We start from the raw sequence: 16,257 nt of genomic DNA, 5'->3' as shown, positions 1-16,257 counted from the left end.
GCTTTTCCCCGCACGCCGCAATTTTGTGAACGGAACGCGTATGAACCGGCTTATTTCCCGCAACCTGCATCGTGTACGTCGTGTGCTGCTTCCGCTGCTGGCGCTGGCCTGCCTGGTCCTGCCGGCGCGCGCCGAGCCCACCGCGATTGCCAACCTGCCGCTGTTGAACATGACCGGCAGCGGCACGGTCAAGCCGAACCTGATGCTCCTGTACGACAACTCGGGCTCGATGAGCAGCACCTTCACGCCCGACTACGTCGACGACACCAGCACCTGCCGCGGACGCGCCACCATGGCCGGCGGCAGCACGCGCGGCTGCCGCGCCGGCGACCCGCCCTTCGCCAGCCCCGACTTCAACCGGCAGTACTACGACCCGCGCGTGCGCTACAGCCCGCCCGTGAAGGCGGACGGCAGCAGCTACGCCAGCCAGGACCGCACCACCACCACCAACTGGACCTCGGTCACCACCGACGGCTTCGGCGTCAACGCCGTCGACCTGCAGGGCCAGTCCAGTACCAGGACCAACCTGGTCACCGGCTTCCCCGACCTGAAGTGGTGCGACACCGACGGCAACAACTGCAACCAGAACCGCAGCGGCTACCTGTTCCCGAGCGACGAGCGGTATACGGCCGCCAGCTTCACCGCCAACCCCTACTATTACCTGATCAACGTCGCCGAGTACTGCACCGACGCCAGCCTGACCAACTGCCGCGTCACCGCGGTGAACGCGGCCGCGCCAAGCGGCTATCCGTTCGCGGCCCGGGTGCGCTGGTGCGATTCGCGCGCGCTGACCAACTGCCAGGCCAAGTACGTGGGCAACTTCAAGTACCCGCGCTATTCCGACCCGAACCGTCCCGCTGAATGGTACGGCACCGTCACCATCGGCGCCTCCAGCGGCAGCGCGTCGATGACGCTCAACAGCGTCACGGCGACCTATGCCGACAACAGCGTGGCGACGATCACCAACGTGGGCGTGACCGCTGCCAGCGGCACCAACACCGCCGCCAAGCAGCAGGCGGTGGCCAATGCGGTGGCGGCCTCGATCATCGCCAAGACCGGCCTGGCCCAGCCCTACACCGCCTGCGTCAAGACGCCGACCGGCGGCGGCGTGCCGGCCTGCTCGAGCTTCGGCATCATCCTCGACACCACCAACGTGGTGGCGGTGGTGCCGATCAGCTGCCCGGCGGGCGCCACCAGCAAGGCGGTCCCCAATTGCACCCTGCTGTCGGACGGCAGCCGCGCCGGCGTCGAACTGAAAGTGTCGTCGGGCACTTCGTCCACCGCGCTGCTGGCCATCACCGGCAGCACCAACCCCAGCAAGACCCAGGTGCTGTCCCAGCTGACCTTCGGCGGCGTGAACATGTTCAGCGCCAGCCTGAGCCTGGGCCGGGGCGTCAACGCCGCCGCGGTGGCGCTGGCGATCCGCAACCAGATCGGCACCCGCGGCACCGTGCGCGCCTACGTCGGCGGCGCCAGCGGCAGCGGCACGATCTGCTCGGCCGCGCCCAACACCACGGTCTGCCTGGTCGATACCGGCCCGGATGCCGAGGGCAAGAACATCGGCGTCAGCCTGCCGACCAATAACAGCAGCAAGCCGGGCTACCTCGGCTTCAGCATCACGGCGGCGGTGAGCGACGGCATCCCGGCCAGCGCGACCGACCTGGGCGCCTCGGTCTTCGTGCGCACCGACATCGTCTCGACCCGCACCAGCTACCCGAAGGGCAGCAACCGGATCGACTGCAGCGCCGCCACCGCCTGCAGCTACGACGAAGAAATGACCAACTTCGCCAACTGGTACGCCTACTACAAGACGCGCAACCAGATGATGAAGACCACGGTGGGCCACGCCTTCCAGCCGATCAGCGACAACTACAACGTCGGCCTGACCTCGCTGTCGAGCGCCGCGGCGGAAGGGGCGATGACGCGCCCGGATAAATTCTCGGGCACCCACCGCACCACCTGGTACAAGAACCTGTACGAGATGAACGGCAACCAGTCGACCCCGATCCGCCAGGCCCTGCACGCGATCGGCAAGCTGTACGCCAACCAGTATCCCTACAATTACACGGGCGACAACCAGGTGGTCAAGTTCCCCTGCCAGCAGAACTTCACCATCGTCACCACCGACGGCTACTGGAACGGCAATGCCGCGGCGGACGTCGTCAGCAACGACAATACGGAAAACCTGGCGCGCTTCTGCCAGCGCTCCAAGGGCTGCGTCGACCCGTCGACCCAGAGCGCCAATTCGCTGGCCGACGTCGCGCTGTACTGGTACAACGGCGGCTCCAGCACCACCTCCACCTCGCTGCGCCCGACGATGGAAGACTGGACCAAGCCGGGCCTGGTGCCGGCCGCGCCGGGCGAGAACACCCGCCTGCACATGAAGACCTATACGCTGGGCCTGGGCGTGGACGGCATCATGAACTACGAACCGAACTACGACACCGCGGCCCAAGTGGGCGGCGACTTCTACAAGCTGATCACCGGCGTGACCAGCGGCTGCCCGTGGAACGGCGGCGGCGCCTACGTCTGGCCCGACCCGAAGACCGGCGACAACGGCGGCTCGGCCGCCTACCAGTCGCGGGTGGACGACCTGTGGCATGCGGCCATCAACGGCCACGGCAAGTACTTCTCGGCCTCCGACCCGCTGCAGGTGGTGGCCGGCCTGCGCTCGGCGCTGTCGAATATCGAAGTCAAGGCCGGCGCCGCCGCCGCATCGGCGACCTCGACGCCGAACGTGTCGCAGTATGACAATGACATCTTCTCGGCCACCTTCACCACCGTGAAATGGTATGGCCAGCTCACCAAGCGCAAGATCAACATCGTCACCGGCATCGTCGAGCCGGCCGAGGCATGGAATTCGTCGACCATCGTCGGCCGCAAGGTTGGCCGCAGCAGCGACACGCGCCGCATCCTGATGCTCGATACCGACACCACCGGGTCGCTCAAGGACTTCGACTACGCCGACATGAATGCCCAGGAACGCGGCTGGTTCGACAACAAGTGCAACCTGCTGTCGCAGTGCGCCAACCTGTCCGGCGCCAACCAGGCGATCGTCAACAGCGGCGCCACCATCGTCAACTGGCTGCGCGGGCAGCAGCAGTACGCGGACAATACGGTGCTGCGTTCCTACGCGGTCTCGGACACCATTCCCCAGGGCTTGACGGCGGCGGTGCCGCTGGTGCTGGGCGACATCGCGTCGGCCAAGCCGGCCTTCGTGCGCGATCCGCGCAAGATGTACACCCGCGCCGGCTACAACGACTTCAAGGTGACCCACGCCTCGCGCGCCGGCGCCGTGTACGTGGCGGCCAACGACGGCATGCTGCACGCGTTCGCCTCGGACGACGGCGAAGAACTGTGGGCCTACGTGCCGCGCATCACGATGAAGAAGCTGCCGGTCCAGGCCAGCATCAACTACGGCGTGAACCACCAGTACACGGTGGATGGCTCGCCGGAAGTGGCCGACGTGCAGATCGGCGGCGAATGGCGCACGGTGCTGGTGGGGGGGCTGAATGCGGGCGGGCGCGGCTACTACGCGCTCGACGTCACCAATCCGGAACAGCCGCGCGCCCTGTGGGAACTGTGCGCCGACGCCACCGTGTGCGCCGGCATCAACCATGAACCCGAAATCGGCCTGTCCTTCGGCAACGCGCAGTTCGGCCTGTGGAAGAACGCCAGCGGCGCCGAACGCTGGGTGGTGTTCCTGACCTCGGCCTACAACAACATCCCGGGCGTGGAAGGCGTCAATAGCGGCAGCGGCAAGGGCTACCTGTTCGTGGTGGACGTCGCCACCGGCCAGGTCCTGGACCGCATCACCACCAATACCGGCAGCACGACCACGCCGTCGGGCTTTGCCAAGATCACGGCGATCACCACCAACCCGTCCACCGACCCGCTGGTGACCTACGTCTACGGCGGCGACAACCTGGGCCAGATGTGGCGTTTCGACTTCACCAGCCCGGGCACGGTGCGCATGATCAAGATGGGCGACGCCGGCGCCGCCCAGCCGATCACGACCCGTCCCGACGTGGCCCTGTGCCGGGTCGAGACCACCAATACCGACGGCGTCGTCACCGCGGCGGCCGAGCGCGTGGTGGCCTTCGGCACCGGGCGCCTGCTCGACATCGGCGACGTCGCCAACACGGCGGTCCAGTCGGCCTATGTGCTGCGCGACAGCGGCACCGCGATCAGCGCGGCCAGCTGGCGCACGGCGGCGGCGATGCCGAAGCAGACGCTGACCAAGGTGTCCGGCTCGGCGGGCGACACCTACACCATCGCCGGCCCCGAGGTGGACCTGGGCACCCAGGCGGGCTGGTATGTCGACTTCGACCGCAATACGGGCGAGCGCATCAACCTCGACCCGAAGATCGTGCTGGGCACGCTGACCATGGTCACCAACATCCCAAGCTCGTCTTCGTCGTGCTCGGTGGGCGGCACCGCCAACATCTATGGCCTGGACCTGTGCACCGGGCGCGCGGTGGGCGAATACGCCGGCAAGACCCTGTCGAACAATGCGGGCGTGGTCGGCTTCATCAACATCACCCTGTCCAACGGCGCCTCCAAGACCATCGCCACCACCGCCACCGGCGAAACCAAGGTCGAGGACCACAAGCCGGCGGCGGTGATCCCGACCCGCCGCGCCGGCTGGCGCCGGGTGCGCGAATAGCCCGGGCCTGCGCGGCCCGGTCCCGGGCCGCGCGATTCTCTTCACACGACAGGAGCCAGAATCGGTAAAATCGAGGGTTTTCGCCCAAGGGCCACTTTGCAAGGCTCGACTATGTCCAACGATACCGATTTCCCTACCGACGACAGCGCCGCTGGCGCCGATACCGCCGCCAGCCGCCAGGCCGGACAGATCCCGCGCGAAGTCGCGCGCCGCCGCACCTTCGGCATCATTTCCCACCCTGACGCGGGCAAGACCACGCTGACCGAGAAGCTGCTGCTGTTCTCGGGCGCGATCCAGCTCGCCGGCACCGTCAAGGGCCGCAAGAGCGGCCGCCACGCCACCTCCGACTGGATGGACATCGAGAAGCAGCGCGGCATTTCGGTCGCGTCCTCGGTGATGCAGTTCGAGTTTCGCGACCACGTGGTCAACCTGCTCGACACCCCGGGCCACCAGGACTTCTCGGAAGACACCTACCGCGTGCTGACCGCGGTCGACTCGGCACTGATGGTGATCGACGCCGCCAAGGGCGTGGAAGAACAGACCATCAAGCTGCTCGACGTCTGCCGCATGCGCGCCACCCCGATCGTCACCTTCATGAACAAGATGGACCGCGAAACCCGCGATCCGCTCGAACTGCTCGACGAAGTCGAATCGGTGCTCAAGATCGAATGCGCGCCGGTGACCTGGCCGATCGGCATGGGCAAGAACTTCCGCGGTGTGTACCACCTGCTGAAGGACGAGATCATGCTGTTCAAGGCCGGCGAAGAAAAGGCCGACGGCGCCTTCGAGATCGTCAAGGGCATCGACAACCCGAAGCTGGCCGCCATGTTCCCGCTCGAGATCGAGCAGCTCAAGATGGAAGTGGAACTGGTACACGGCGCCTCGCACGTGTTCGACCTGGAACGCTTCCTGGCCGGCGTGCAGACCCCGGTGTTCTTCGGTTCGGCGATCAACAACTTCGGCGTGCGCGAGATCCTGTCGGCCCTGGTCGACTGGGCCCCGGCGCCGCGCGAGCGCGACGCCACCGTGCGCGACGTCAAGCCGGAAGAGCCGAAGTTCTCCGGCTTCGTCTTCAAGATCCAGGCCAACATGGACCCGGCCCACCGCGACCGCATCGCTTTCCTGCGGGTGTGCTCGGGCCGTTTCGAAAAAGGCATGAAGGTCAAGCACCTGCGCCTTGGCCGCGACGTCAAGCTGTCGTCGGTGGTGACCTTCATGGCCTCGAGCCGCGAACAGGTCGAGGAAGCCTACGCCGGCGACATCATCGGCCTGCCGAACCACGGCAACATGCAGATCGGCGACAGCTTCTCCGAAGGCGAGATGCTGACCTTCACCGGCATCCCGTACTTCGCGCCGGACCTGTTCCGCACCGTGCGCATCCGCAATCCGCTGAAAGTGAAGCAGCTCCACAAGGGCCTGCAGCAATTGGGCGAAGAGGGCGCGGTGCAGGTGTTCAAGCCGGTGCTGGGCAGCGACCTGATCCTGGGCGCGGTCGGCGTGCTGCAGTTCGAAGTGGTGGCGAGCCGCCTGTTGAATGAATACGGCGTGGACGCGGTGTTCGAGAGCAGCAGCATCAGCAGCGCGCGCTGGGTGTCGAGCGACGACAAGAAGGCCCTGGGGGACTTCGAGAACCAGCTCGGCCACCAGGTCGCCTATGACGCGGCCGGCAACATGGCCTTCCTCGCCACCTCGGGCGTCAACCTGCGCCTGACGCAGGAACGCTGGCCGAAGCTGACCTTCCACGCAACGCGCGAGCACGCGGCCAAGCTGGCGTAAACGACGCTATCGTGGCCGTAGGGCGGTCGGCGGAGCCGACCGCCCTACGGTGTTCGCCTGATTTGCTTGATGGTCTGGGTGCGCAAGCTGCCGTCCTGCGCCGTCGTGCGCAGCTGCACCGGCAGCCAGCCCTGGCCTGGCGCCAGCCAGATCTCCGTCCGCACGCTGCCTGTTCGCGCCAGGTGCAGCGTTTCCATGCCGCCCAGCGGCGTCTCCAATTGTTCGCGGCCCAGTACCTGGTAGCGCTCCACCGCCGCCCCGTCGGCCCGGCCGACATAGACATCCACCGCATCCTGCAGCTGGTCCGGATCGGCCAGCCCGATGCCGGCCAGCTGCATCAGCAAGCTCGCGCCGTCCTGGCTGCCCGGCGTGTCCTGGGCGCTGCGGCCGACACTTTCGAACACGATGGCGCGCCGCTCGCGCTCGAAGGCGACCGAGGCGCTGCCGCTGCCGATGCGATAGCTGGCGCGCAGCGGCGCAATGCCGGCGTCGTCGGTGCCCCCTTCGCTGTCGATCCGTCCCAGGATGCCGTCCATCGCGAGCCGGTACTGCACGCCGTCGGTCGACCAGTCCAGGGAAGCGTCACCCGTCACGCCTGAACCATCGCTTACCTCGTAGGTGAGCACCGCGCTGGGCGGCATCGACACGCGGTAGCGGCTGGGCATCTGGACCGGTTCACCGCCTTGGGCGGGAGTGGCCGCGGTGCTTGCAGTTTGCGGCGGCGGGGCAGGGCGTACTTCGTCGGCGGGGGCAAGGGGTGCGGCAGTATCGGGAAGCATCGCTGCGGGTGCGGCCGCTGCGGCAGGCGCCGGGGGCGCGGGCTGGACCAGTCGGACAGCGAGGTCCTGTCTCCCGGCCAGGACAGGCGGTGCGTCGATGCGCAGATCGACCCAGGCCAGGGCCATCAGGTGCAGCAGCAGCGACAGCGCGCCCAGCGCCAGCAGGCGCCGGTGCCGCGCCAGGATGGCGCCGAATCGGGGGCTGGTCGTCGTGCTGGTCGTCATCCCGCTAGTGTAACCGGGCGGCACGCCGCCCGACAGCGGAGCGGATCCTAAAACCCGATCCCGACGCTGCCTTTCACGCCGCTGGCGTTCGACGCCTTGCCGAACTGCCTGGCGCTGGCGTTGCTCACCGCCTCGCCGCTGAGCGTGGTCCGGTCGTTCAGCTTGTACTTCGCGCCGATGGCCCCGTAGCCCCCCCGGCCTGATTCGCCGACAAACTCGCTGGGCCGGTTCGGGCGCACCCGCTGCGGCGCCAGCAGGCCGTCGTTCCTGACTTCGCTGTGCGCGACGCCGACCTTGCCGTAAGTTGTGAGGCGCTCGCTCAGCGGCAGGGTGAGCTTGGCGGCAATGTAGGTGGTATGGCTCCTGGCGCCCAGCGCACCGGCGGCGACGGCGGCTTCGGCAGCCCGCTCTTCGGGTTCGAAGGTGTCGATCTTGTGGAAGCCCTTGTCGCGCAGGTGCGCGTAGCCGGTTTCCAGCGCCAAGTACTGATTGAAGACGTAGCCGAGCACGAGCCTGGGATCGGTGCGAAAGCCGGGGAACTGGCGGTCGTTGGGATTGGCCGTTTCGTTGCCGCCGTAGAGGGGCGAATACTTCGTGAAGCCGGCAGCCAGTGGTCCAAACCGGCCCGCATCCGCCGACAGGCGCGGCGTTATGGTATCGGCCGGTGCATCGAGCAGCTGCGCCTGCGCGCCGCCAATGGCAAGGAATGCTGCTGCAACGACAATGAGCCTGGCCTTCATGCGTGTCCCCTGGTTGATCGGTCGAGCGACAGGATACAGCGTGCCGCGGCGCAAACTATATCAAATTGGTAAGTATCTGTTTCACAATACCACTGTCTGTTGGTTCGGCGGCTAGAAACCCGTCGATATGATCGACCGCAAACCCCCTCGATATTGAACCGCGTAGATTCATCCAATGCGTTTGGGAAATTGAATGCGTTTACATCAGGGAGGCATCATGCACATCGTCCGGAATCCTTCCTTCCCCCACCCCTTCCTGCGGCACGCGTGAGCCATGCTGTCGCGCCTGAAGATCGGTCCGAAACTCCTGCTCGCGCCAGGCGTCGTGCTGTTGCTGCTGGTGATGCTGTCCAGCGCCGCCTATTACGCGATGGTGCGTCAGCACCAGTCGCTGCAGGACATTGTCGGGCCCCGCGCGGTGCAGATGCGCAGCGCCACCGAGCTGGTGGCCCAGGCCCAGCGGGTGCACGCCGACACCTACAAGCTGCTCACCTGGATCAGCAGCAGCTTCTCGCGCCCGCGCATCGACCTGCTCATCGCCGACATCCACCGCCAGCACGGCGCCATCGAGCGCGCTTTCGCGGAGCTGGTGCGGCAGACGCGGGCCGACAGCGCCGAACGGCGCCACGTCGACCAGGCTGCGCTGGCCCACCGGCTGTATGTGCGGGCGGCGCGCGACGTGGTGGAGCTGGCGCACGCCGACCAGACCATCGGCGCCAACGCCATGGTCAAGCCGGAGGCGGCGTTCGCCGTGATGGCGCAGCGCTTGGCCCTGCTGGCCAGGCTGGAGCGCGACCTGTCCGAAGCGGCGTCCAGCAGCGCGGCCGCCGACTTCCGCGTCACGGCCGGCCTGATGCCTCTCGTGATCCTGCTGGCGGTCGCGGTGTCGCTGGGGATCACGATGGCGGTGCGGCGCGTGCTGCTGCTTGAAATCCGCGGCATCGGCGCGGCGGCGATGGGGCTGGCCAGCGGCGACCTGACGATCCAGGCGCGGGTCTATGGCGACGACGAGATCGGCGAGACCTCGCGCGCGCTCGACGCCGGGATCCGCAACCTGAACGGCACCCTGCGCACCGTGCTGGAATCGGCGCGCAGCATCGGCAGCGCCTCGCGCGACATCACCCTGGGCAACCTGAGCATGCACAGCCGCGCCGTTTTTCGCGGCCGCTCGCTGGAAGACACGGCCGCCTCGATGCAGCAGCTGGCCGAGACCGTGACCGTGACCGCCACCAGCGTGCAGGCCGCCAACCGCCTGGCACAGTCGGCATCGACCAGCGCCCGCCAGGGCGGCCTGCAGGTCGACCGGATGGCCGCCACCATGGCCTCGGTGAAGGAGGACGCCTTGCGAGCGCTCGACGCCGCCGGCGCGGTCGATGCCTTCGCCAGCGAAGCCGGTACCCTGGCCCTGAATGCCGCGCTGGAAGCGGCGCGCGGCGGCGCGCGCGGGCGCGAGTTCGCCGACGCGGCGGCCGAGGTGCGGACGCTGGCCCAGCGCGCTGCGCTGGCCGCGCGCGAGGTGCGCGACCTGGCGGCGCGCTCGGTGGCCGAGATCGAGGGATGCGCCGCGTGGGCGGCGCAGGCGGGCGCCAGCATTACGCAGGCCGCCAGCTCGGCGCGCGAGGTGGAAGACATCGTCGGCGGCATCGGCAGCGCCAGCGCCGGCCAGGCCGGCAACCTGCAAGAGGTCAACCAGGCCATCGTCAAAATGGACGAGGTAACCCAGCAGAATTGCGCGCTGGTGGAAGAAGCCGCGGCGGCGGCGCGCACCCTGCAGATGCAAGCGCTCGCGCTGTCGCGCACGGTGGCGGCCTTCCAGCTTGGGGAGCCGGAAGGGGAGCCTCAGCTGGCGCCGCAAGGCATCCAGCCCGCCCAAAAAGAAAGCGGCGTCACCCGGGATTTGCCCAGGGAACGCCGCCGTCATGAACGTTCTCACTTGCGGCTCGCCTCGAGCCGCAAGTGAGTGAAAGCGAGCATGTGTTCGTCAGTTCGGGCACTGCCCGAACCGACTATTCATAATCGCTGATCGGTGCGCAGCCGCAGAACAGGTTGCGGTCGCCGTACACGTTGTCGGCGCGGCCGACCGGCGGCCAGTACTTCTTCTTGCGCAGCGAGGCCACCGGGAAGGCCGCCACTTCGCGCGAATAGGTGTGCTGCCAGTCGTCGGCGGTCACCACGTCGGCGGTGTGCGGGGCGCCCTTGAGCGGGTTGTCCATCTTGTCGTATTCGCCGCGCTCGACCTTCACGATCTCGGCGTGGATGGTGATCATCGCCTCGATGAAACGGTCCAGCTCCGCCTTGGCTTCCGATTCGGTCGGCTCGATCATGAGCGTGCCCGGCACCGGGAAGCTCATGGTCGGGGCGTGGAAGCCGAAATCCATCAGGCGCTTGGCCACGTCTTCGTTGCTGATGCCGGTCTTGTCCTGCAGCGGGCGCAGGTCGATGATGCACTCGTGCGCCACCAGGCCGTCGTGGCCGGTGTACAGCACCGGGTAGTGCGGCGCCAGGCGGCGCGCGATGTAGTTGGCGTTCAGGATCGCCACTTCGGTCGCGGCGGTCAGGCCCTCGGCGCCCATCATCGCGATGTACATCCACGAGATCGGCAGGATCGAGGCCGAGCCGAACGGCGCCGCGCTGACCGCGCCGATGCCCGCTTCGTTGCGCACGTAGCCGGTCGAGAGCTGGTTCGGCAGGAACGGGGCCAGGTGGGCGCCGACGCCGATCGGGCCGACGCCGGGACCGCCGCCGCCGTGCGGGATGCAGAAGGTCTTGTGCAGGTTCAGGTGGCTGACGTCGCCGCCAAACGCGCCCGGTGCGGCCACGCCGACCATTGCGTTCATGTTGGCGCCGTCGACATACACCTGGCCGCCGTGCTGGTGCACGATCTCGCACAGTTCCTTGATGCCTTCTTCGAACACGCCGTGGGTCGACGGGTAGGTGACCATGACGCAGGCCAGGTCACGGCTGTACTGCTCGGCCTTGGCCTTCAGGTCGGCCAGGTCGACGTTGCCGTTCTCGTCGCAGGCGGTGACCACGACCTTCATGCCGACCATGCTGGCCGACGCCGGGTTGGTGCCGTGCGCCGACGATGGAATGAGGCAGATGTTGCGATGGCCTTCGCCGCGCGACTCGTGGTACTTCTGGATCACCAAGAGGCCCGCGTACTCGCCCTGCGAACCGGCGTTGGGCTGCAGCGAGATCGCGGCGTAGCCGGTGGCGGCGCACAGCATGGCTTCGAGCTGGTCGATCATCTCGCGGTAGCCCACGGTCTGGTCGTTCGGCGCGAACGGGTGCACGCTGGAGAATTCCGGCCAGGTGACGGGAATCATTTCCGAGGTCGCGTTGAGCTTCATGGTGCAGGAGCCGAGCGGGATCATGGTGCGGTCCAGCGCCAGGTCCTTGTCCGCCAGACTACGCAGGTAGCGCAGCATCTCGTGCTCGGCGTGGTAGCGGTGGAAGGTCGGGTGGGTGAGGAAATCGCTCGAGCGCGCCAGCGCGGCCGGGTAGGCGTCGGCCACGTCTTCGTCGATGGCGTCGATGTCCACGGTTTTTCCTTTGCCGAACACACCGAACAGCGCGGCCAGGTCTTCGCGGGTGGTGGTCTCGTCCAGCGAGACGCCCACGTGACCGTCGTCGATGCGGCGCAGGTTGATGCCGGCGTCCGCGGCCGCGGCGTGCAGCGCGCCGGCGTCGCCCTTGACGGTCAGGGTGTCGAAGTAGGTGGTGTTGAGCACTTCGGCGCCGAGCTGCTGGAGGCCGCGCGCCAGGATGGCGGTCTGGCGGTGCACGCGCTGGGCGATGCGCTTGAGGCCATCCGGGCCGTGGTAGACCGCGTACATGCCGGCCATCACGGCCAGCAGCACCTGGGCGGTACAGATGTTCGAGGTGGCTTTCTCGCGGCGGATGTGCTGCTCGCGGGTCTGCAGCGCCAGGCGGTAGGCCTGGTTGCCCTGGGCGTCGACGGTGACGCCGACCAGGCGGCCGGCCATGCTGCGCTTGTACTCGTCGCGGGTGGCCAGGTAGCCGGCGTGCGGGCCGCCGAAACCGAGCGGGACGCCGAAGCGCTGGCTGTTACCCACCACCACGTCGGCGCCCCATGCGCCCGGTGCTTCGAGCAGGCTCAAGGCCAGCAGGTCGGCAGCCACCACCACCATCGCGCCGGCGGCGTGCAGGTGCTCCACGGCGGCGCGGTAGTCGCGCACTTCGCCGTTCACGCCCGGGTATTGCAGCAGCACGCCGAAGCAGGATTCTTCCAGCTTCTCGATCTCGGCGGCGGCGATGACACGCACTTCCACGCCGATCGGCTGGGCCCGGGTCTGCACCACTTCCAGGGTCTGCGGCAGCACGTCGTCGGCCACGTAGAACACCTTGGAGCTCGACTTGCCGACCCGCTGCAGCAGCGTCATGGCTTCGGCGGCGGCGGTGCCTTCGTCGAGCATCGACGAGTTGGCGATGCCCATGCCAGTCATGTCGGTGATCATCTGCTGGAAGTTCAGGATCGCTTCCAGGCGGCCCTGCGAGATCTCTGGCTGGTACGGGGTATAGGCGGTGTACCAGGCCGGGTTCTCGAAGATGTTGCGCAGGATGACCTTCGGCGTGTGGGTGCCGTAGTAGCCCTGGCCGATCATCGACTTCATGACCTTGTTCTTCGCTGCCAGCGCCTTCAACGTCGCCAGCGCTTCCTCTTCGGTGCGCGGTTCGACGAACTGGCCCAGGTCGAGCGTGTCCTTGCGGCGGATGTTCGCAGGCACGACCGCGTCGATCAGGGCTTCGCGGGTGGCGTAGCCGAGGGTCGACAGCATGGCTGCCTGTTCGGATTCGGACGGGCCGATGTGGCGTGGGATGAACGAATCACGCGCTTCGAGTTGGGTGAGGCTGGTGCGGGTCATGGTAGGGGCCAAGAAGAGGAGCTGAAAGAGGAGCTGAACCAGGGACGTACGGTGGACGGCAGGGCCGTCCACGTCGGGAAAAACTTAGTTGCCGGTCGCTTGCGCGTATGCGTCGGCCGACAGCAGCTTGTCGATCTGGCTCGCGTCCGACGGCTGCAGCTTGAACAGCCAGGCGCCGAAGGCGTCGCTGTTGATCGAATCGGGCGCGTCCGCGACCGACTGGTTGACGGCGGTGACGGTGCCGGCGACCGGGGCGTAGATGTCGCTGGCGGCCTTGACCGACTCGACCACGGCGGCGTCGGCGCCGGCGGTGAATGCCTTGCCGACCTGCGGCAGTTCGACGAACACGATGTCGCCCAGCGCGTCCTGCGCGTACTCGGTAATGCCGACGGTGACGGAGCCGTCAGCTTCGCGGCGCACCCACTCGTGGGACTCGGTGTATTTCAGGTCGGTTGGAATGTTCATGTAAAGGCTCCAGTGTGGTGAGGCGGATAGTATAAGGCGTGTTCTTGATTATTTGGATTCAAACGGCGAGCACTTTGCCGTTGCGCACGAAGGGCAGCTTCACCACGCTGGCCGCCAGCTTCTTGTCGCGGATTTCGACGTGCACGGTGTCGCCGATGGCCACGTCCATTGGCACGCGCGCCAGCGCGATCGCCTGCTGCATGCTCGGGCTGAAGGTGCCGCTGGTGATCTCGCCGGCGTTGCCGGCCGCGCTGACGACCTTCTGGTGGGCGCGCAGGATGCCGCCTTTTTCGCGCAGGATCAGGCCCACGAAGTTGGCGTTCTGGCCCTTGGCGAGCAAGGCCGCCTTGCCGATGAAATCGCGCTCGGACACCAGGTCGATGGTCCAGGCCAGGCCGGCGTCGAGCGGGTTCACGTTGTCGTCCATGTCCTGGCCGTACAGGTTCATGCCCGCTTCCAGGCGCAGGGTATCGCGCGCGCCCAGGCCGGCCGGCTTGATGCCGGCGGCGACGAACGCATTCCACAGTGCTTCGACCTGCGAGGCAGGCACGCCGATCTCGAAGCCGTCTTCGCCGGTGTAGCCGGTGCGGGCCACCATCGCTTCGCCGAACGCGGTATCCGGGACGATGACGACATTGAAGGGCTTGAGCGGTTCGGACGCGGCCTGGGTGGTCGGCAGCACCTGCCACACCTTGGCGCGGGCGTTCGGGCCCTGCACCGCGACCAGGGCGATCGGGTCGTTGCCGTCGCGGCGCTGGGTGATGGCGACGCCGCTGCCGGTCGCGTCGTTCTGCTGCTGCATCCAGGCCACGTCCTTTTCCGCAGTGCCGGCGTTGACCACCAGGCGGAACCAGTCTTCGCTGAAGTAATAGACGATCAGGTCGTCGATCACGCCGCCTTCAGGGTTGAGCATGCAGGAGTAGAGCGCCTTGCCCGGCACCTGCAGTTTGTCGACGTTGTTGGCCAGCAGGCCGCGCAGGAAGGTGCGCACGTTGGCGCCCTTCAGGTCCACCACGCACATGTGCGAGACATCGAACATGCCGGCGTCGGTACGCACTGCGTTATGTTCTTCGATCTGGGAGCCGTAGTTGACCGGCATGTCCCAGCCGCCGAAGTCGACCATCTTGGCCCCGAGGGAGCGGTGTGCGGAATTGAGCGGGGTCGCTTTGAGCGTCATGGAATCTCCGGGACAGGTAGCAAAATAGGGGGTGCGGGCACGCCTTGCGGGTGCTTGTATCCCCTCTGTCCTTGGTACCTGAGAGATAGCGGCAAAGCCGCCTGCCCCTTCGGTGGGCCTCGCGGCCGCTCTCCAGAGTGTGGGCCTGCCGCGCTGTGCGCGGCTGCCCCTTGACCAGTCCTTTGTGCCTGAGAGTTTATGGGTGGTGCCCCTTCGGCGGCAGGGAGTCCTGCGCTCTCCCGGTCAAGACTGTGGAGGATATGCCAGCATTGCGGCGATGTCAACCGAAGGGGCGCCGTGTCGGGCCCAGTTTCGGATTGTCCAAAAGCATTGCCGCGCACTATTGGGCGAGGCGGACCGGGGCCCGTGTGCATGTTTTGCTACACTTACCCCACACACTTTGCAGTGGGAAAAAACTATGAGCGAAGACAAGACACAAGAGGTCAAGGAAGGCTGGTTCACGCTGTCCGGCGACGTCAACAGCGACATGGTGCACCGGGTGTTCGAAGCGGTGGCCATGATGACCGAGGACGGCATCGAGACGGCCCACATCCTGGTGCAGTCCAATGGCGGCTATGTGAGCGACGGCCTGTGCCTGTACAACTTCATGGCCAACTCGCCGATCAGGTTCGTGATGTACAACGGCGGGGCGGTGGCCTCGATCGCCGTCACCCTGTTCCTGGCCGGCACCGAGCGCTATTGCAGCGACACCGCCCGCTTCATGGTGCACAAGTCGCATGCGACGGCCTCGCCCGGTTCGCGGCCGGACGCGCTCAACATCATCGTCGAGGGCCTGCGCGCCGACGACGCCCGTACCGAGTCGATCCTGCGCCGCAATGTCGAACTCACGCCAGAGCAGTGGGCCATCCACCAGTATTCCGACCTGCACCTGAACGCCCGCGATGCGAAAATCGCCGGCCTGGTCAACGACGTGCGCGACTTCCGCCCGCCCAAGGGCGGCATGCTGCGCAACATCTGACGCCACCGCGTTTCTCAGTTCCTGAAGCGAACAGCCCACCGCGGCATGCGGTGGGCTGTCGGTCGGCGCTGGCAGCGGGCAGGTGAGGGCCTGCCGTGCGATCAGCGCTTCTTGTCGTTCTTGTGGCTCTGGCGGCCGGCAGCGGCGTGCTGCTCCGGAGTACCGCCGCGGGTGCCGCCACTGCTGCCCGAACGCGAACCCGACTCCAGGCCGGACTGCTGGGAACCCGAGGCGTTGCCGGACTGCTGGGAGCCCGATGGCGAGCCGGACTGTTGCGAACCCGATGCCGAGCCCGACTGCCTGGAGGCATCGTTCTTGTGGCTTTGGCGGCCAGCTTCCGCGTGCTGCTGCGGGGTGCCGCCGCGGGTCTTCTTACCTTGATTCGAGGCCATGATATTTCCTTTCAGTTTGGAAAAAATGCCATTTCATTGCCGAGCCACAGGGCTACTGTGGCGTTACCGGTCGACCCATCATGCGTGGCGTACTGTTGAAGGGGTATCGGATGAAGGCGTGAACCAGTGTAGGACAGGCTCCGACGTACTCAAGAAATTATTTCTTACAACA

General features: G+C 66.9%; 10 protein-coding genes and 2 riboswitches. Of the genes, 4 read left to right on the top strand and 6 right to left on the bottom strand.

The genetic code is table 11. The annotated features are described in order from the left end of the window. Positions 1 to 40 precede the first annotated feature (40 nt). On the top strand, positions 41 to 4,666 hold the full coding sequence (locus BM031_RS07805; RefSeq protein ID WP_091873348.1) for a pilus assembly protein: 4,626 nt from the start codon (positions 41 to 43) through the stop codon (positions 4,664 to 4,666). Between the two features lie 111 nt (positions 4,667 to 4,777). Next, on the top strand, positions 4,778 to 6,442 hold the full coding sequence (locus BM031_RS07800; RefSeq protein WP_091873345.1) for a peptide chain release factor 3: 1,665 nt from the start codon (positions 4,778 to 4,780) through the stop codon (positions 6,440 to 6,442). A 44-nt stretch (positions 6,443 to 6,486) separates the two neighbouring features. Here BM031_RS07800 and BM031_RS07795 read toward each other — a convergent pair whose 3' ends face one another. Both BM031_RS07795 and BM031_RS07790 read right to left on the bottom strand, forming a co-directional pair. Continuing rightward, positions 6,487 to 7,446, bottom strand: coding sequence for a DUF3108 domain-containing protein (locus tag BM031_RS07795; RefSeq protein WP_091873342.1), 960 nt, complete (start codon positions 7,444 to 7,446; stop codon positions 6,487 to 6,489). Positions 7,447 to 7,493: 47 nt separating this feature from the next. Beyond that, a complete protein-coding gene (locus BM031_RS07790) occupies positions 7,494 to 8,186 on the bottom strand; it encodes an outer membrane beta-barrel protein (protein ID WP_091873339.1) in 693 nt (230 codons plus the stop codon). Between the two features lie 274 nt (positions 8,187 to 8,460). On the opposite strand from BM031_RS07790, the gene BM031_RS07785 reads away from it, so the two are divergent. Continuing rightward, positions 8,461 to 10,146: a methyl-accepting chemotaxis protein gene (locus BM031_RS07785; protein WP_091873336.1), complete on the top strand. Its 1,686-nt coding sequence runs from the start codon at positions 8,461 to 8,463 to the stop codon at positions 10,144 to 10,146. A gap of 46 nt (positions 10,147 to 10,192) precedes the next feature. On the opposite strand, the gene gcvP is transcribed toward BM031_RS07785, so the two are convergent. From gcvP to gcvT, 3 genes are all read right to left on the bottom strand, one after another. Then, entirely contained in the window at positions 10,193 to 13,072 is a 2,880-nt protein-coding gene (gene gcvP / locus BM031_RS07780; protein ID WP_091873333.1) for an aminomethyl-transferring glycine dehydrogenase, read from the bottom strand. Positions 13,073 to 13,156: 84 nt separating this feature from the next. After that, a complete protein-coding gene (gene gcvH, locus BM031_RS07775; protein WP_091873330.1) occupies positions 13,157 to 13,537 on the bottom strand; it encodes a glycine cleavage system protein GcvH in 381 nt (126 codons plus the stop codon). Positions 13,538 to 13,595: 58 nt separating this feature from the next. Beyond that, complete coding sequence (gcvT, locus tag BM031_RS07770; protein ID WP_091873327.1) at positions 13,596 to 14,714, bottom strand: glycine cleavage system aminomethyltransferase GcvT; 1,119 nt, start codon at positions 14,712 to 14,714, stop codon at positions 13,596 to 13,598. Positions 14,715 to 14,769: 55 nt separating this feature from the next. Continuing rightward, a riboswitch (glycine riboswitch) is annotated at positions 14,770 to 14,860 on the bottom strand. A gap of 19 nt (positions 14,861 to 14,879) precedes the next feature. Further along, positions 14,880 to 14,966: riboswitch (glycine riboswitch) on the bottom strand. Positions 14,967 to 15,132: 166 nt separating this feature from the next. Between gcvT and BM031_RS07765 the strand changes: the two genes are divergently transcribed. Beyond that, entirely contained in the window at positions 15,133 to 15,693 is a 561-nt protein-coding gene (locus BM031_RS07765; protein ID WP_091873323.1) for an ATP-dependent Clp protease proteolytic subunit, read from the top strand. Positions 15,694 to 15,794: 101 nt separating this feature from the next. Here the strand turns inward: BM031_RS07765 and BM031_RS07760 are convergent, their stop codons facing one another. Beyond that, positions 15,795 to 16,085 carry a hypothetical protein gene (locus BM031_RS07760; RefSeq protein ID WP_091873321.1) on the bottom strand — a complete coding sequence of 97 codons (291 nt, stop codon included), beginning with the start codon at positions 16,083 to 16,085 and terminating at the stop codon, positions 15,795 to 15,797. Positions 16,086 to 16,257 lie beyond the last annotated feature (172 nt).

This window comes from Massilia yuzhufengensis (assembly GCF_900112225.1).
Taxonomy (GTDB): domain Bacteria; phylum Pseudomonadota; class Gammaproteobacteria; order Burkholderiales; family Burkholderiaceae_D; genus Telluria; species Telluria yuzhufengensis.
The sequence above is the reverse complement of the archived record's forward strand: the minus strand, read 5'-3'. Positions and strand labels throughout refer to the sequence as shown.